The organism is Roseateles sp. (assembly GCF_047654805.1).
Lineage (GTDB): Bacteria > Pseudomonadota > Gammaproteobacteria > Burkholderiales > Burkholderiaceae_C > Pelomonas.
In genome coordinates this window covers 589,434-606,384 of record NZ_JASGIV010000001.1, presented here as the reverse complement: position 1 = coordinate 606,384, position 16,951 = coordinate 589,434, and the positions used below count along the sequence as shown (strand labels likewise).

Below are 16,951 nucleotides of genomic sequence, written 5' to 3'. Positions count from 1 at the left end.
CACCGTCCCGGGATCGGGCAAGACGGCGTGGTCCGAATCAGCGACCTGGCCAACCGCGCATCCCTGCAGTGGAATGCTGGCGCGGCCGCTATTGTGCCCGCCAATGGAACGCCGTTTCAGAAATATCGCTCAAACCCGAGAGCGTTGCGGGGATTCCGCCTTCTCAGTCGCCCTCGCCGCCCAGCGCCTTGAGCTGGCGGCCGGCCGGCAGCGCGCGCAGGTACTTGAAGGTGCCGGTGGCGTGGGCGCAGAGCTTGCCGTCCGTGCCGAAGACCGAGCCCTCGCAGAAGGCCATGGTCGTCGAGCGGTGCAGCAGCCTGCCCACCGCGCGCAGCTCGCCCTCGCCGGGGCGCATGAAGGTGGTCTTCATCTCCACCGTGACGACGCCCGGCCCGAGGTCGGTGCCGGTTTCGAGGATTCGCCGGTTCACGCTGCGCGCCGCATGGGCCATGGCCACGTCCAGCAGCGTCATGACGACGCCGCCATGGGCGACGCGCCAGGAGTTCAGGTGCTGCTCGGCAATCGTCAGCCTGAGCTCGGCCTCGCCGTCGCCGACCGAATGCAGCGTGAAACCGAGTTGCTCGACGAAGGGGATGTGGACCGGGAACTCCATCGCGACAGTGTCGCCTCAGTTGCCGTGCACGGCGCTGACGCCGCCGTCCACCGCCAGGATCTGCCCGGTGATGTGCTTGCCGGCACGGGATGCGAACAGCAGCGCCGCGCCCTTCAGGTCGTCGTCGTCGCCCAGGCGGTTCAGCGGCGCGTGGGAGGCCATCTTTTCCGCGCCCACCGCGGCCAGCAGGCCTTGCGTCATCTTGCTGGGGAAAAAGCCCGGCGCCAGCGCGTTGACGGTGATGCCGTAGGCGCCCCACTCGCCGGCCAGCGCGCGCGTGAAGTTCACGGCCGCGCCCTTGCTGGTGTTGTAGGCGATGGTCTTCATCGCCCCGGTGTTGCCGGCCAGGCCGGCGATGGAGGCCACGTTGATGATGCGGCCCGAGCGGCGCGGGATCATGCTGGCCTTGGCCACCGCCTGCGCGAAGACGAACAGGCTGCGGATGTTCAGGTCCATGACCTTGTCCCAGGCCGCCAAGGGATGCTCCTCGGCCGGAGCTCCCCAGGTGGCGCCGGCATTGTTGACGAGGATGTCGATCTGGCCGAGCCGCTCCATGGTCTCGGCGACGACGCGCTGGGCCTCGTCTTCCTTGGCGGCGTCGGCCGCGATCCAGCGCGTGTCGATGCCGCGCGCCTGCAGGTGGGCAGCGGCCTCCTCCAGGTCGGCCGCCTTGCGCGACGTCAGCATGACCTTGGCGCCGGCATCGCCCAGCGCCTCGGCGATCTGCAGGCCCAGCCCGCGCGATCCGCCGGTGACGAGGGCTACCTGGCCGCTGAGGTCGAAGAGGTCTTGGACTTTGGTGCTCATGGGTTGTCTCCAGTTCAGAAATATTCGGCCTTGATCTCGCGGCACAGCGGCTCGCGGCGCGCCACGACGTCCAGCCATGCGGCGATCTTGGGCAGCTCGTAGGCGAAGAAGTAGCGGGCCGCCACGCGCTTGCCGTTCGCGAAATCACCCTCCCCGCTGACGCTCAGCGCCACATCCAGCCACAACCAGGCCAGGACGGTGTGGCCAAAGGCCTGCAGATAGGGCGTGGCGTTGGCGAGCGCTTCCTCGGGCTGGCCGGTGCTCCAGGCCTTCTTGGTGGCGCCACCGAGCTGCGCCAGCGCGGCGGCCAGCTGGTTGGCCTGCGGCGCCCAGTCGGTCTGCATCGCGCGGGCTATCGTCGCCTGCACGCGCGCGGCGGTGGCCACCAGCGACGCGCCGCCCTGCTGCACGACCTTGCGCCCCAGCAGATCCAGCGCCTGGATGCCGTGCGTGCCCTCGTGGATCATGTTCAGGCGGTTGTCGCGCCAGTACTGCTCCACCGGGAAGTCGCGCGTGTAGCCGTAGCCGCCCAGCACCTGGATGGCCAGCGAGTTGGCCTCCAGGCACCACTCGCTGGGCCAGCTCTTGGCGATGGGGATCAGCACGTCCAGCACCGCCTGCGCCTCGGCGACGCTGTCGGCGGTGGTGCCCGTATGCAGCTCGTCGACGAGGCGGGCGCAGTACAGCTCCAGCGCGAGGCCGCCTTCGACATAGCTCTTCTGTGCCAGCAGCATGCGGCGCACGTCGGCGTGCTCGATGATGGGCCGCTGCGGGCTGGCCGAATCCTTGCCGGCCGCCGTCATCGGCCGGCCCTGCGGGCGCTGCTTGGCGTAGGCCAGGCTGGCCTCGTAGCCGGCGTAGCCCAGCATCACCGCGCCCAGGCCCACGCCGATGCGGGCCTCGTTCATCATGTGGAACATGCAGCGCAGGCCGTCGCCGACCCTGCCGACCAGGTAGCCGATGGCGCCCTTGCGGCCCCGCGGCGTCCAGCGCCCCTCGCCGAAGTTCAGCAGGCAGTTGGTCGTGCCGCGGTAGCCCAGCTTGTGGTTGAGGCCCGCCAGCGCGACGTCGTTGCGCTCGCCGGTCAGCTGCGCCTGCTCGTCGACCAGCCACTTCGGGCAGATGAACAGCGAGATGCCCTTGGTGCCCGGGACCGGCTTGCCGTCCGGCCCCGGCACCTTCGCCAGCACGAGGTGGACGATGTTCTCGGTGATCTCGTGCTCGCCGCCGGAGATCCACATCTTGTTGCCGCTCAGGCGGTACCTCGGGCCCAGCGGGTCGCTCTCGTCGTCCAGCTCGGCGCGCGTGGCCACGTCGGACAGCGACGACCCGGCCTGCGGCTCGCTCAGGCACATGGTGCCGAACCAGCGGCCGGCGAACTCCGATCGAGCAAAGACATCCTGCTGCACGGGCGTGCCGTGCGCCATCAGCAAGCTGGCGTTGCCGGACGTCAGCATCGCGTAGCCGCCCATGGCCACGCTGGCCCTGCTGAAGAAAGCGTTGCCGGCCATCTCGATGACGCATGGCAGCTGCATGCCGCCGACCTCATAGTCCTGCGCGGCGGCCAGCATGCCGGACTCCGCGTAGGCCCGGGTTGCGTCGTGCGTGGCCTGCGGCAGGTGCACGCGCTCGCCGTCGAAGTGCGGCTCCTGCGTGTCGGCCAGGCGGTTGAAGGGCTCGAACTTCTCGCGGGCGATGCGCTCGCAGGTGTCGAGCACGGCGGCGAAGGTCTCGGCCGAGTGCTCGGCGAAACGCTCGCGCGTGGTGAGGTCGCCGGCCTTGAGCCAGTCGAACAGCAGGAAGTCCAGGGTCTCGCGCATGGCTCAGGCGGCGGTGACGGCCATGGTGCCGCTGGCCTTGGCCACGAGCCTGCGCTCGCCGCCGGCCACCGCGTACACCTCGGCCTCGGTGAAGGTGACTTGTCGGCCGGGCTTCAACACCCAGGCCTCGCATTCCAGCTGCTCGCCGCTCGCGCCGCGCAGCAGGCTGGTCTTGAACTCGGCGGTCAGCACCCAGTGGCCATCGCCGGCCAGGGTCTGGGCGGCCGCGCCCATGCAATGGTCGGCCAGCGCCGCGATGACGCCGGCATGCACGACGCCCGTGTGCTGGCGGTGGCGCGGCTGCGCGGCCAGCGTGGCCCACACGCGGCCGGGCTCGACGGCGGTGGGCTCCACGCCCAGGTCGGCCATGAAGGGCGCCGAGCGGAAGAAGCCCCGCAGCGTGTCGAGATCGAGCCGCATTCAGCCCTCGGCCAGCTTGACGATGGTGCCCTGGGCCACCGCGCAGAGCTTCTCCACGCCGTCCTTGACCGCGAACACCTCGCAGCGGCAGACGGCCTGGGTGCGGCCCGCGCTCACGGACTCGGCACGCGCAATCAGCAGCTCGCCGACGGCCGGGCGCAGGTAGTTGATCTTGTACTCGCTCGTCAGCGCGTCGGAGGCCATGGCCGTGCCGCCCGCAAAGGTCAGCGCGTTGTCGGCCAGGTAGCTGAGCACGCCGCCGTGCGCAAAGCCGTGCTGCTGCAGCAGCTCGGGCTTCACCGCCAGCCGCAGCTCGACGCGGCCCGGCGCCACGGCGCCGATCTCCACGCCCAGCAGGCGGCTGAAGGGCTGAGCGGCCAGGATCTGCGCGCCGCGCCTGACGAACTCGTCGGGGCTCACAGCACCTCGAACACGCCTGCCGCACCCATGCCGCCGCCGATGCACATCGTGACGCACACGCGCTTGGCGCCGCGGCGCTTGCCTTCGATGAGGGCGTGGCCCGTCAGGCGCTGGCCCGACACGCCGTAGGGGTGGCCGACGGCAATCGCGCCGCCGTTGACGTTGAGCCTGTCCATCGGAATGCCCAGCGTGTCGGCACAGTACAGCACCTGCACCGCGAAAGCCTCGTTCAACTCCCACAGGTCGATGTCGGCGACCGTGAGGCCCAGCTTCTTCAGCACCTTGGGGACCGCGAACACCGGGCCGATGCCCATCTCGTCGGGCTCGCAGCCGGCGACCGCGAAGCCGAGGAAGCGGCCCAGGGGCTTGAGGTTGTGCGCGGACGCGTACTGCTCGCTGACCAGCGCGCAGGCGCCGGCGCCGTCGCTGAACTGGCTGGCATTGCCGGCCGTCACCAGGCCGCCGGGCACGGCCGAGCGCAGGTCCTTGATGCCTTCGTAGGTCGTGCCCTCGCGCAGGCCCTCGTCGGCGCTGACGGTCACTTCCTTGCTCATCAGGCCCATGACCTTGTCGGCCACGCCCATGGTCGTGGTGACCGAGATCATCTCGTCCGCGAACTTGCCCGCGGCCTGGGCGGCGCAGGCCTTTTGCTGGCTGCCGGCGCCGTAGTGGTCCATGCGCTCTCGCGAGATGTTGTAGCGCTTGGCCACGTTCTCCGCGGTCTGCAGCATGTTCCAGTAGATCTCGGGCTTGATCTTGAGCAGCGCCGGATCGGACAGCATGTGCTTGTTCATCTCCTGCTGCACGCAGGAGATGCTCTCCACGCCGCCGGCGATGTAGACGTCGCCCTCGCCCGCGATGATGCGCTGGGCGGCCATGGCGATGGTCTGCAGGCCGCTGGAGCAGAAGCGATTGATGGTGACGCCGCTCACCGTGACCGGCAGGCCGGCCTTCAGCGCGATCTGGCGTGCGATGTTGGCGCCGGTGGCGCCCTCGGGGTTGGCGCAGCCCATCAGCACGTCTTCGATGGCACCGGCTTCGATGCCGGCGCGCTCGACGGCGGCCTGCACGGCCCAGCCGCCCAGCGTCGCGCCGTGGGTCATGTTGAACGCGCCCTTCCAGCTCTTCGTGAGCGGGGTGCGGGCGGTGGAGACGATCAGTGCATTGCTCATGTCTAGTCCTAATCAGTTGGTGCCAGGGCTACTCGCTTCGCTCGCCAGGCCTGGCACGCAAGACACTCAGATTTGGGTGGGCCGGCGCTCAGGTGAAGGACTTGCCTTCGGCGACCAGGCGGGCCAGCAGCGGCGCCGGCGTCCAGAACGCACCGTCGTCCATCGGGTTCCTGGCAAAGCGCTTCATCGCCTGCACGACGTTGAACAGGCCCAGCGTGTCGGCGTAGCACATCGGGCCACCGCGGAAGATGGGGAAGCCGTAGCCGGTCAGGTAGACCATGTCCACGTCGGACGCGCGCTGCGCGATGCCTTCCTCCAGCAGGTGGGCGGCCTCGTTGACGAGGGCGAACACCAGGCGGTGCACGATCTCCTCGTCGCTGATGTCGCGCTTCTTGGCGCCGATGGCCTCACGGTGCTTGGCCAGCATCTCCTCGACGACGGCCGACGGGATCGCATCGCGCTTGCCGGGCTGGTAGTCGTACCAGCCGGCACCGGTCTTCTGGCCGAAGCGGCCCAGCTCGCACAGGCGGTCGGCGCTGGCGGAGTACTTCATGCTGGCGCGCTCCACGGCGCGGCGCTTGCGAATGGCCCAGCCGATGTCGTTGCCGGCCAGGTCCCCCATGCGGAAGGGGCCCATCGCGAAGCCGAACTTCTCGACCGCCTTGTCCACCTGCTGCGGGCTGCAACCCTCGTCCAGCAGGAAGCCGGCCTGGCGGCTGTACTGCTCGATCATGCGGTTGCCGATGAAGCCGTCGCAGACGCCTGACACCACGGCCGTCTTCTTGATCTTCTTGCCAATGGCCATCACCGTGGCCAGCACGTCCTTGGCCGTTTCCTTGCCTCGCACCACTTCCAGCAGCTTCATGACGTTGGCCGGGCTGAAGAAGTGCATGCCCACGACGTCCTGCGGGCGCTTCGTGAACGACGCGATCTTGTCGACGTCCAGCGTCGAGGTGTTGGAGGCCAGGATGGCACCGGGCTTGGCCACGGCATCGAGCTGCTTGAAGACGGCTTCCTTGACACCGATCTCCTCAAACACCGCCTCGATGATGAGGTCGGCGTCGGCCAGGTCGGCGTAGTTCAGCGTCGTGCTCAGCAGCGCCATGCGCTGCGCGTACTTGTCTTCCTTGAGCTTGCCCTTCTTGACCTGGGCTTCGTAATTCTTCCTGATGGTGGCGACGCCACGGTCCAGGGCTTCTTGCTTGGTCTCGAGAATGGTGACCGGGATGCCCGCGTTCAAGAAGTTCATCGAGATGCCGCCACCCATCGTGCCGGCGCCGATGACACCGACCTTGGCAATGGTGCGCAGCGGCGTGTCCTCGGGCACATCGGCGATCTTGCTGGCGACGCGCTCGGCGAAGAACAGGTGGCGCAGCGCCTTCGATTCCGGCGTCAGCATCAGTGCGGCAAAGCCCTCGCGCTCGGCGCGCATGCCGTCGTCGAACTTCAGCTTGACCGCGCCGGCCACGGCTTCCAGGCAGCGCAGCGGCGCCGGGAAGTTCTTGCTCATGCCGCCCACCATGTTGCGGGCGAACTGGAAGTAGGCGTCCGCGTTGGGGTGCCTGGCCTTGAGGTCGCGCACCTTGGGCAGGGGACGCTTCTCCGACACCTCCTCGGCGAACTTGACGGCGGCATCGACCACGTCTGCATCCACGACCCTGTCGAACAGCTTCTGGCCAGGGACCATCGCCAGCATCTGCGCCTCGACCGGCTCGCCGCTGACGATCATGTTCAGCGCGGGCTCCACGCCCAGCGCACGAGGCAGTCGCTGAGTGCCGCCTGCACCGGGCAGCAGGCCCAGCTTCACTTCCGGCAGCGCGACCTTGGTGCCGGCCTGCGCGATGCGGTAGTGGCAGCCCAGGGACAGCTCCAGGCCACCACCCATGCAGACGCTGTGGATGGCCGCCACCACAGGCTTGCTGCAGTTCTCCACCACGGCAATCAGGCTCAGCAGATTAGGTTCTGCCAACGCCTTGGGGCTGCCGAACTCCTTGATGTCGGCGCCGCCCGAGAAGGCCTTGCCAGCTCCAGTGATGACCAGCGACGTGATGGCCGGGTCGGCCTCGGCACGTTCCACGCCGGCAGCGACGGCTGCTCGGGTGGCAAAACCCAGGCCGTTGACCGGCGGGTTGTCGAGCGTGATCACGGCAACGCTGCCGCGGACTTCGTAATGGGCTGTCATGGGCACGACCTCGGTTGGCGGGCCATGCCGCGTCTCCTGCAGCCGGCCCAGAAATAGAACGACCGTTCGATTCTAGGCAGCGCGACTCGCGCCGGTTTGTCCCGGCAGTGACAACGCCCCTGCCAGCCGGCTGGCAGGCCGTCTGGCCCTCGCAAGGCGTCGGACAGCGCGCAGGCGCTGTCCTCGGCCCTTGCTCAGTCCTGGCTGCGGCGCAGCACCACGGTGTCCTTGAAGGCCTGCGGCTTGTCCGTCGCCGGCGTCGGCTTCAGCAGGGACTCCGCGTACAGCCGCGCCGCCTCTGCGGCGTCCTGAACCGGCGCAGGCGCGGGTGCCTGGCGCGGCGCAGGCCGGATCGCGAGACGCAGTTCATGGGATTCGCGCTGCAGTTGCTCGATCTGCCGGCGCGCCTGCGTGACCTGCTCCAGCACCTGCTGGCGCGACTGTTCGACATGCAGCACGCGCTGGTGCTCGAGCTTCACACGGCGCGACAGCCACGCGTACATGGCAGCTGCCGCAAGCAACGCGCCCAGCAGGAAGGCGCCCCCCATCTGCATGACCTGACTGCCCGTCATCTTGCTCTCCCCGGCGCCGATGCTGGCGCCTGCGGCAACTGTATCGACGCGTTTTGGCCGGCGCCCGCGCGGGCAGGCCCCTGCAGGCAGGGTTTGCCACGAGACGTCATCAATCCGCAGCCCCTGCCCGGGCCCAGCGCCTGCAGCGTTGGCTGCCAGCCACAATGCGGCCGCCATGCCCCGCCTGATCCGCTTTGCCACCGCTCCCGAGCAGCGCCGCCTGTGGCGCGCGCTGTTCACCCTCCTTCTCGTCGCCATCACCTGGCTGGCCCTGGTGCCTGCGCCGCCGCCGGCCATCGGCACGGGCTGGGACAAGTCCAACCACGCCCTCGCCTTCGGGTCGCTGGCCTTTGCCGGGGCCTGGGCCTGGTGGCCGCGCCCTCGGCAATGGGGATGGCTCGCTGCCGCGCTGCTCGCCTACGGCGGCGCCATCGAGATCGCCCAGAGTCACCTGCCGCCGCGCACCGGCGACTGGCTGGACCTGCTGGCCGATGGCTTTGGCATCGCGCTGGGCCTGCTGGCAGCCTGGCCCGTCGCGGCCATCGCAGCACGGCCGCGCTGAACGGCGGGCCGGCGCAGCAGGCGCCGGCTGTCCGGGCCCGTGAGGTGCCACCGCGCCGCCCTGCACCCTAGGGGTGCCGTCCTACAGCCAGCAGCCCTTCACTGACATACCGTTGGCAGCAGTTTGCGATACGGTCGCTCTCCATGCTGAACGAGCTGCTCCGCGCCACCCGCGCCTACACGCTGGGCCTGGCTGCGCCCCTGTCCGGCGAGGACGCCCAGCTGCAGTCCATGCCCGATGCCAGTCCCGCCAAATGGCACCTGGCCCATACGACGTGGTTCTTCGAGGCCCTGGTGCTGGTACCGCACCTGGACGGCTACGAGTTGTTCGACGCGCGCTGGCCCCGCCTCTTCAACTCCTACTACGAAAGCCTGGGCCCGCGCCATGCGCGCCCGCAGCGCGGCCTGCTGAGCCGGCCCTCGCTCGACGAGGTCAAGGCCTACCGCGCCCATGTGGATGCAGCCCTCGCCGACCTGCTGCCGCAGGCACCGGCCGAGGCGCGCGCGCTCGTCGAGCTGGGCTGCCACCATGAGCAGCAGCACCAGGAACTGCTGCTGACGGACATCCTGCACGCCTTCTCCTGCAACCCGCTGCTGCCGGCCTACGACGCGACGGCGCCGCGGCCGCCGGCATCGCCCGGGCAGGCCTGGCTCGCGCACGCGGGCGGGGTCGTCGACATCGGCCACGACGGCGCCGGATTTGCCTTCGACAACGAAGGGCCGCGGCATCAGGTGCTGCTGGCACCGTTCGAGATCAGCAACCGCCTCGTCACCTGCGCCGAGTACGCCGACTTCGTCGCCAGCGGCGGCTACCGCGAACCGCTGCTGTGGCTGTCTGACGGCTGGGCCGCCGTGCAGGCGCAGGGCTGGCAACGGCCCGCCTACTGGCTCGAGGATGGCAGCGTCTTCGGGCTGCACGGCGTGCAGCCGCTGGATCCGGGCGCGCCCGTCATGCAGCTGAGCTTCTACGAGGCCTGCGCCTTCGCCGAATGGGCCGGCGCGCGGCTGCCCACGGAGTTCGAGTGGGAAGCGGCATGCCGCCTGCCCGGTTTCTCGAACGCGGCCGACCAGGCCTGGCAGTGGACGCGCTCCGGCTATGCGCCCTATCCGGGCTTCCGGCCTGCGGCGGGCGCCGTCGGCGAATACAACGGCAAGTTCATGGTGGGCCAGCAGGTACTGCGCGGCGGCAGCCTCGCCACGCCGCCCGGCCATGCCCGGCCGACCTACCGCAATTTCTTCCCGCCGGCCGCACGCTGGCAGTTCAGCGGATTGAGGCTCGCAAGATGAAACCAGGCATCGAATGGCGCCAGCCCCGGGCTTCGGCCGACAGCGAGCAGTTCGCCGCCGACCTGCGTGCGGCCCTGTCGCGCTCGCCCAAGGCCATCTCGCCCAAGTATTTCTACGACGAGACGGGCTCCCGGTTGTTCGAGCAGATCTGCGAGCTGCCCGAGTACTACCCAACGCGGACGGAACTGGCGCTGCTGCAGACCCACGCCGACGACATGGCCGCGCAGTTCGGCGCCGGCGTGCAACTCGTCGAGTACGGCGCCGGCGCGCTGCGCAAGGTGCGCCTGTTGCTGGACTCCATCCCGCGCGACAGCGTGCAGTTCGTGCCGGTGGACATCTCGGGATCCCATCTGCTGGCTGCCTGCGACGGGCTGGCCGCCGACTATCCCGGTCTCGCCATCCAGCCCCTGGTGGCCGACTTCACGCGCCCGCACGGGCTGCCCCCCTGTCCCGCGGGCAGTCGCCGCGTGGGCTTCTTCCCCGGCTCCAGCATCGGCAACTTCACGCCGGCCGAGGCCGATGCCTTCTTGCGCCTGGCGGCCAGCGAGCTGGCTGGCGGCGGGCTGCTGATCGGCATCGACCTGGTGAAGGACCAGCAGGTGCTGCATGCCGCCTACAACGATGTGGCGGGCGTGACCGCGGCCTTCAACCTCAACGTGCTGGCGCGTGCCCGCCATGAGCTCGGCGCCGAATTCCCGGCCGACGGGTTCGAGCACCTGGCCTTCTACAACCCCGCCTACCGGCGCATCGAGATGCACCTGCGCGCCTCAAGGCCGCTGGAACTGCAGCTTGACGGCGAGGTCTACGCCTTCCACGAGGGCGAGACGCTGCACACGGAGCACTCGCACAAGTACACGGTCGAGGGCTTCCAGGCGATGGCGGCACGGGCCGGCTTTCGGCCGGGCAAGGTGTGGACGGACGAGAACCGCTGGTTTGCCGTGCTGTGGCTTGAAGCGCAGCGGGCGGCGTGAGGCTCGCAGGAATCGGGGCGGCCCGGGATGCGTCTGCGGCGAGGCAAGACAACGCCAGGCGAGGCTAGGCCTGCGGCTTGTGGCAGACCGCCTCGACGTTGTGTCCGTCGGGCCCGATGACGAACGCGCCGTAGTAGTTGGCGTGATAGTGGGGGCGCAGCCCGGGCGCGCCGTTGTCCTTGCCGCCGGCGGCCAGCGCCGCCTGGTAGAACGCATCCACCTGCGCACGGGTCGCCGCAGTGAAGGCCAGGTGCAAGGGGGCAGGCTTGGCGGTCGCCGGTGATATCCAGAGCGATGGCTTGCCATTCATGCCTAGTCCGGCGCCGTGGGGGCCTTGCATCGCGACCGCGACGCCCAGGGGCGCCAGCGCCTGAAGGAAGAAAGCCGTGCTCGCCTCGACGTCCGTCGCGCCGATGCCAATGTGATCGAACATGTGTTCCTCCAGAACTGAGGGTTGCTGCCGAAGCGCCGACGGGAGCCTGCGGCATGCCGTCGGTGCTCGACGCGACGGATCCGAAGGCCCGGCGCGAGGGCTTCAGCGCTCGCCCAAGCCTAGCAGGCGCCAGGCGCGCTCGACGCCCGTCAGCCGCCGACCGTCGTGGCCATCACGGCGCCGGCCGGCGCCGCCTCAGATCGCCAGCCGCTCCCTCACCCCGTCCGCCTTCATGTTGGCCCCACGCCCCCGCATGACGATCTCGCCGCGCTGCATCAGCAGGTACTGGTCGGCCAGCTCCTCGCAGAAGTCGTAGTACTGCTCCACCAGCACGACGCACAGGCCCTTGTCATGGGCCAGGTGCTTGATGACGCGGCCGATGTCCTGGATGACGTTGGGCTGGATGCCCTCCGTCGGCTCGTCCAGCAGCAGCACCTTGGGTCCCGGCGCCAGCGCGCGGGCGATGGCGAGCTGCTGCTGCTGGCCGCCGGACAGGTCGCCACCGCGGCGGCCGCGCATCTTGTCGAGCACCGGGAACAGCTCGAACAGTTCCCCGGGCAGCGGCGTGCCGGCGGGCTGGCTGGCCAGGCCCATCTGCAGGTTCTCCATGACCGTGAGCCGGCCGAAGATCTCGCGCCCCTGGGGCACATAGCCCAGGCCGGCACGCACGCGCTGGTGGGTCTTGAGCTTGTCGATGTTCTCGCCGGCCAGCGCGATGCTGCCGGATGTGACGGGAACCACGCCCATGAGGCTCTTCAGCAGCGTCGTCTTGCCGACGCCGTTGCGGCCCATGACGACGGTGATCTCGCCAGGCTTGAGCTCGAAGCCCAGGCCGCGCAGGATGTGCGAGCCGCCGTAGTGCTTGTGCAGGTCCCGGACGGTCAGCAGGTCATCGGCCAAGGTACACCTCGATCACTTTTTCATCCGACTGCACCGTCGCCATCGTGCCCTCGGCCAGCGTCTTGCCTTCATGCAGCACGGTGACCGTGCGATGCGCGCCGGCCAGCGTCGCAACGAAGCTCATGTCGTGCTCCACCACCACCAGCGAGTGCTTGCCTTCCAGGCTCAGGAACAGCTCGGCGGTGCGCTCGGTCTCCTCGTCGGTCATGCCCGCGACGGGTTCGTCCAGCAGCAGCAGCTTGGGGTCCTGCGCGAGCAGCATGCCGATCTCCAGCCACTGCTTCTGGCCGTGGCTCAGCAGGCCGGCGACACGGTCATGCTCCTCGGCAAGGTGCACCGTCTTCAGCAATTCGTCGAGCCGGTCGCGCTGCTCGCCGCTCAGCCTGGCGCGCATCGCGAAGCGCGCGCGGCGGTCGCCGGCCAGCGCCAGCTCCAGGTTCTCGGCGACGCTCAGTGCCTCGAACACGGTTGGCTTCTGGAACTTGCGACCGATGCCGGCGAGGGCGATCTGCTGCTCGTTCATGGTCCGCAGGTCCAGGTTGCTGCCGAAGAAGATGCGGCCGCTGTCGGGCTTGGTCTTGCCGGTGATGCAGTCCATCGTCGTCGTCTTGCCGGCGCCGTTGGGGCCGATGACGCAGCGCAGCTCGCCCACGCCGATTGCAAAGCTCAGGCCTCCCAGCGCCTGGAAGCCGTCGAATGCGACCTTGAGGTCCTCGACGTAGAGCGCAACGCCCTGGTTGAAGACCGGGCCGGATTCGGTGACGACGCGGGTCAGCGCCCGCGTGCGCGCCTCGGCGCCCGCCTCGAGAAGCTCCGGCGTCATTTCTTGAACCTCCTGGCAAGGCCGGCCAGGCCGGTCGGCAGGAACAGCGTCACCGCGATGAAGAGCGCACCCAGCACGTAGAGCCAGCCCTCCGGCCACCAGACGGTGAAGACCGACTTGGTGCCGTTGACGAAGAAGGCGCCCAGCACCGGGCCAAGCAGCGTGCCGCGACCGCCCACCGCGGCCCAGATGGCCATCTCGATGCTGGCCGCCGGACTCATCTCGCTGGGGTTGATGATGCCCACCTGCGGGACGTAGAGGATGCCGGCCAGCGCGCACATCAGCGCAGAGATGACGTAGGCGCTGAGCTTGAACGCCACGGGGTCGTAGCCCAGGAAGCGCACGCGCCCCTCGGCGTCGCGGATGGCCTGCAGGATGCGGCCCCAGCGGCTTTGCGTCAGCGCGCGCGCGATCAGGTAGCAGGCGATCAGCGCAAGGCCGCTGGCCACGCACAGCGCCACCTTCATGCCCGGCGACGTGATGGCCAGGCCCGCGATGCGCTTGAAGTCCGTGAAGCCGTTGTTGCCACCAAAGCCCGTCTCGTTGCGGAAGAACAGCAGCATGGCCGCCACCGTCAGCGCCTGCGTGATGATGGAGAAGTACACGCCCTGGATGCGCGAGCGGAAGGCGAAGTAGCCGAACACGGCAGCCAGCAGCCCCGGCACGGCGAGCGCCAGGATGATCTGTCCGACCAGCGAGTCGCTGAGCGCCCAGTGCCAGGGCAGTTCCTTCCAGTTCAGGAAGACCATGAAGTCCGGCAGGTCCGACTGGTACTGGCCGTCGCGGCCGATCTGGCGCATCAGGTACATGCCCATGCCGTAGCCGCCCAGCGCGAAGAACAGGCCGTGCCCCAGCGACAGGATGCCGCCAAAGCCCCAGATCAGGTCCAGCGCCAGCGCGCAGATGGCGAAGCACAGGAACTTGCCGAGCAGCCCGACGTAGAACTCGCTGAGGTGCAGCGGGTGGCCGGGCGCGAAGGCAAGGTGCAGGAAAGGCGTGAGCAGCAGCACGATGGCCGCGGCGAGGAGCAATGTCTTCTTCATTCGACCGACCTGCCCTTCAGTGCGAACAGGCCTTGCGGCTTCTTCTGGATGACGAGGACCAGGAGCATCAGCAGCGCGATCTTGGCGAGCACCGCGCCCTGCCAGCCTTCCAGCAGCTTGGACAGCACACCGAGGCCCAGGCCCGCGTAGACCGTGCCCGCGAGCTGGCCGACGCCTCCCAGCACGACGACCATGAACGCGTCGACGATGTAGCTCTGCCCCAGGTCGGGGCCGACGTTGCCGATCTGGCTCAGCGCGCAGCCGGCCAGCCCGGCGATGCCCGAGCCCAGCGCGAAGGCCAAGGTGTCGACCCTGGCGGTGTTGACGCCCACACAGGCGGCCATGCGGCGGTTCTGCGTCACGCCGCGCACCATCAGGCCCAGGCGGGTCCTGGCCAGCAGCAGCGCCATGCCGCCCAGCACCAGGGCCGCGAACGCGAGGATGGCAAGGCGGTTGTAGGGCAGCGTGAGGTTGGGCAGCAGCGCCCAGCCACCGGACAGCCAGGCCGGGTTCTCGACGGCCACGTTCTGTGCGCCGAACAAGCTGCGCACCGCCTGCATCAGCACCAGGCTCAGGCCCCAGGTGGCCAGCAGCGTCTCCAGCGGCCGGCCGTAGAGCCAGCGGATCACGGTGCGCTCCATCGCCGCGCCGACGAGTGCCGCCGCCAGGAAGCTCGCCGGCAGCGCGATCCACAGGTAGTAGTCGAAGGCCGCCGGCAGCCAGGCGCGAAAGCCCTGCTGAACGCAGTAGGTGGCGTAGGCGCCCACCATCAGCAGCTCGCCGTGCGCCATGTTGATGACGCCCATCAGGCCATAGGTGATGGCCAGCCCGAGTGCCACCAGCAGCAGCACCGAGCCCAGGCTCAGGCCGGAGAACAGCAGCTGGGCGCGCTCGCCCCAGGCGAGGCGCTCGCCGATGTCGGCCACGGCCTTTTGCATCGCCGCCCTGGCGGCGGGATCGGTCTCGGCGCCGAGCTTCTCGAGCAGCAGCGCGCGTGTCGCCGGATCGGCACTGCCGGACAGCTCGGTTGCCGCGGCGCGGCGCTGCCCCGGATCGCCGGACGACAGCTTGGCGCCGGCAACCAGCGCGTTCAGCTGCGCGCGCAGCCTGGCGTCGCTCTCCACCGCCAGCGCCCTTTCGAAGAGCGCGAGCTTGGACGCATCCGCATCGTCACGCAGCGTCGCCAGTGCGCTGGCCCGCGTGTCGCGATCCTTGGACAGGAGGTCCAGCCCCGCCAGCGCCGCGTCGATCTCGCGGCGCATGCGGTTGTTGAGCATCGGCTCCTCGGCGTCGGCCGGTGCCGGCGAGCCCTCGGCGACCACCAGCACCTGCCCACCCTTGATCCACACCCGGCCGTCCTGCAAGGCACGCAGGAAGGGCCCGAGCGACTCGTCGCCCGCCGCCAGCGCCTGCTGAAGCGCCGCGACGCGGTCATCACTCTCGCCCGCGGCAATGCGCGAGGCCAGCTCGGGCGACAAGGCCCAGGCCGACCAGCCGCTCAACGCGAACAGGCATCCCACTAAAAGTCGTTTGATCATGAAGATCCACGCGAACGGAACCAAGTGACGCGCGCAGCGCGCACGCCCTTCCTGCCGCCGCCGTGGATCTGGCTCTGCCAGTCCATTGGCGGCGCTCCCTCGAGGGGGCCGCGGCTTCGCCGCGGCAGGGAGTGAGCCTTACTTCGCGGGCTCGTCCTTCTTGCCCTTGTTCTCGGGGATGTAGGGGCTCCACGGCTGGGCCTTGACGGGGCCGGGCGTCTTCCACACGACGTTGAACTGGCCGTCCGCCTTCACCTCGCCGATGAAGACCGACTTGTGCAGGTGGTGGTTCTTCTCGTCCATCTTGGACGTGATGCCCGACGGCGCCGTGAAGGTCTGGCCGGCCATGGCGGCGATGACCTTGTCGGTGTCGGTGCTGCCGGCCTTCTTGACGGCCTGCGCCCACATGTTGATGCCGATGTAGGTGGCCTCCATCGGATCGTTGGTCAGCGGCTTGTCCTTGTGGCCGGCGATGCCCTTGGCCTTGGCGTAGGCGCTCCACTTCTTGATGAAGGCGTCGTTGGCCGGCGCCTTGATGGACATGAAGTAGTTCCACGCGGCGAGATGACCCTGCAGCGGCTTGGTGTCCACGCCGCGCAGCTCCTCCTCACCCACCGAGAAGGCCACCACCGGCACGTCCGTGGCCTTCAGGCCCTGGTTGCCCAGTTCCTTGTAGAAGGGCACGTTGGAATCGCCGTTGATGGTGGACACCACGGCCGTCTTCTTGCCTTCGGCGGCGAACTTCTTGATCTTGGCGATGATGGACTGGTAGTCCGCGTGGCCGAAGGGGGTGTAGTCCTCCATGATGTCGGCATCGGTGATGCCCTTGGAGTGCAAGAAGGCGCGCAGGATCTTGTTGGTGGTGCGCGGGTAGACGTAGTCGGTGCCCAGCAGCACGAAGCGCTTGGCGCCGCCGCCGTCCTTGCTCATCAGGTATTCCACGGCCGGAATGGCCTGCTGGTTGGGCGCCGCGCCCGTGTAGAAGACGTTCTTGCTCAGCTCTTCGCCTTCGTACTGCACGGGGTAGAACAGCAGCGAGTTGGTCTGCTCGAACACCGGCAGCACCGACTTGCGGCTCACCGACGTCCAGCAGCCGAACACCACGGCGACCTTGTCCTGCGAGATGAGCTGCTTGGCCTTCTCGGCGAACAGCGGCCAGTTGGAGGCCGGGTCCACGACCACCGGCTCCAGCTTCTTGCCGAGCAGGCCGCCCTTGGCATTGATCTCGTCGATGGCCATCAGCACGGTGTCCTTCAACACCGTCTCCGAGATGGCCATGGTGCCCGACAGCGAGTGCAGCACGCCGACCTTGATGGTGTCGGCAGCGAAGGCAGCGGGGGCGAACAGGCTGGCGCAGGCGGCCAGCGCGAGTGCGGAACGGCGAAGCAT

17 protein-coding genes are annotated in these 16,951 nt (G+C 69.0%); 3 read left to right on the top strand and 14 right to left on the bottom strand.

The window, feature by feature from the left end; genetic code table 11:
- Positions 1 to 163: 163 nt before the first annotated feature.
- The 8 genes from QM732_RS02765 to QM732_RS02730 all read right to left on the bottom strand — a co-directional run bounded on the left by QM732_RS02765 (position 164) and on the right by QM732_RS02730 (position 8,006).
- A complete protein-coding gene (locus tag QM732_RS02765; RefSeq protein WP_415654687.1) occupies positions 164 to 613 on the bottom strand; it encodes a PaaI family thioesterase in 450 nt (149 codons plus the stop codon).
- Positions 614 to 628: 15 nt separating this feature from the next.
- The gene (locus QM732_RS02760) at positions 629 to 1,420 is read right to left on the bottom strand and encodes an SDR family oxidoreductase (RefSeq protein WP_415654686.1); all 792 of its coding nucleotides are present in this window, start codon (positions 1,418 to 1,420) and stop codon (positions 629 to 631) included.
- 14 nt (positions 1,421 to 1,434) lie between these two features.
- Entirely contained in the window at positions 1,435 to 3,240 is a 1,806-nt protein-coding gene (locus QM732_RS02755) for an acyl-CoA dehydrogenase (protein WP_415654685.1), read from the bottom strand.
- Between the two features lie 3 nt (positions 3,241 to 3,243).
- The gene (locus QM732_RS02750) at positions 3,244 to 3,660 is read right to left on the bottom strand and encodes a PaaI family thioesterase (RefSeq protein WP_415654684.1); all 417 of its coding nucleotides are present in this window, start codon (positions 3,658 to 3,660) and stop codon (positions 3,244 to 3,246) included.
- Positions 3,661 to 4,080 carry a PaaI family thioesterase gene (locus tag QM732_RS02745; RefSeq protein ID WP_415654683.1) on the bottom strand — a complete coding sequence of 140 codons (420 nt, stop codon included), beginning with the start codon at positions 4,078 to 4,080 and terminating at the stop codon, positions 3,661 to 3,663. It lies immediately after the preceding gene.
- The gene (locus QM732_RS02740; RefSeq protein ID WP_415654682.1) at positions 4,077 to 5,252 is read right to left on the bottom strand and encodes an acetyl-CoA C-acyltransferase; all 1,176 of its coding nucleotides are present in this window, start codon (positions 5,250 to 5,252) and stop codon (positions 4,077 to 4,079) included. The genes QM732_RS02745 and QM732_RS02740 overlap by 4 nt, the downstream gene beginning before the upstream one ends.
- An 88-nt stretch (positions 5,253 to 5,340) precedes the next feature.
- Positions 5,341 to 7,434 (bottom strand): 3-hydroxyacyl-CoA dehydrogenase NAD-binding domain-containing protein, encoded by a 2,094-nt coding sequence (locus QM732_RS02735; RefSeq protein WP_415654681.1) that lies wholly within the window; start codon positions 7,432 to 7,434, stop codon positions 5,341 to 5,343.
- A 194-nt stretch (positions 7,435 to 7,628) separates the two neighbouring features.
- Positions 7,629 to 8,006 (bottom strand): hypothetical protein, encoded by a 378-nt coding sequence (locus tag QM732_RS02730; protein ID WP_415654680.1) that lies wholly within the window; start codon positions 8,004 to 8,006, stop codon positions 7,629 to 7,631.
- Between the two features lie 175 nt (positions 8,007 to 8,181).
- On the opposite strand from QM732_RS02730, the gene QM732_RS02725 reads away from it, so the two are divergent.
- The 3 genes from QM732_RS02725 to egtD all read left to right on the top strand — a co-directional run bounded on the left by QM732_RS02725 (position 8,182) and on the right by egtD (position 10,825).
- A complete protein-coding gene (locus QM732_RS02725; RefSeq protein ID WP_415654679.1) occupies positions 8,182 to 8,568 on the top strand; it encodes a VanZ family protein in 387 nt (128 codons plus the stop codon).
- A 143-nt stretch (positions 8,569 to 8,711) separates the two neighbouring features.
- The gene (gene egtB, locus QM732_RS02720) at positions 8,712 to 9,854 is read left to right on the top strand and encodes an ergothioneine biosynthesis protein EgtB (protein WP_415654678.1); all 1,143 of its coding nucleotides are present in this window, start codon (positions 8,712 to 8,714) and stop codon (positions 9,852 to 9,854) included.
- Entirely contained in the window at positions 9,851 to 10,825 is a 975-nt protein-coding gene (gene egtD, locus QM732_RS02715; RefSeq protein WP_415654677.1) for an L-histidine N(alpha)-methyltransferase, read from the top strand. Before egtB ends, egtD begins: the two co-directional genes overlap by 4 nt.
- Positions 10,826 to 10,889: 64 nt before the next feature.
- Here egtD and QM732_RS02710 read toward each other — a convergent pair whose 3' ends face one another.
- The 6 genes from QM732_RS02710 to urtA form a co-directional block, all read right to left on the bottom strand.
- On the bottom strand, positions 10,890 to 11,258 hold the full coding sequence (locus QM732_RS02710; protein ID WP_415654676.1) for a VOC family protein: 369 nt from the start codon (positions 11,256 to 11,258) through the stop codon (positions 10,890 to 10,892).
- Positions 11,259 to 11,453: 195 nt separating this feature from the next.
- Entirely contained in the window at positions 11,454 to 12,146 is a 693-nt protein-coding gene (gene urtE, locus QM732_RS02705) for an urea ABC transporter ATP-binding subunit UrtE (RefSeq protein WP_415659325.1), read from the bottom strand.
- 1 nt (position 12,147) lies between these two features.
- Positions 12,148 to 12,981, bottom strand: a complete 834-nt coding sequence (gene urtD, locus QM732_RS02700) for an urea ABC transporter ATP-binding protein UrtD (protein WP_415654675.1) — start codon at positions 12,979 to 12,981, stop codon at positions 12,148 to 12,150.
- Complete coding sequence (gene urtC, locus QM732_RS02695; RefSeq protein ID WP_415654674.1) at positions 12,978 to 14,024, bottom strand: urea ABC transporter permease subunit UrtC; 1,047 nt, start codon at positions 14,022 to 14,024, stop codon at positions 12,978 to 12,980. The genes urtD and urtC overlap by 4 nt, the downstream gene beginning before the upstream one ends.
- Positions 14,021 to 15,562 (bottom strand): urea ABC transporter permease subunit UrtB, encoded by a 1,542-nt coding sequence (gene urtB / locus QM732_RS02690; protein WP_415654673.1) that lies wholly within the window; start codon positions 15,560 to 15,562, stop codon positions 14,021 to 14,023. The genes urtC and urtB overlap by 4 nt, the downstream gene beginning before the upstream one ends.
- 138 nt (positions 15,563 to 15,700) lie before the next feature.
- A complete protein-coding gene (urtA, locus tag QM732_RS02685) occupies positions 15,701 to 16,951 on the bottom strand; it encodes an urea ABC transporter substrate-binding protein (RefSeq protein WP_415654672.1) in 1,251 nt (416 codons plus the stop codon).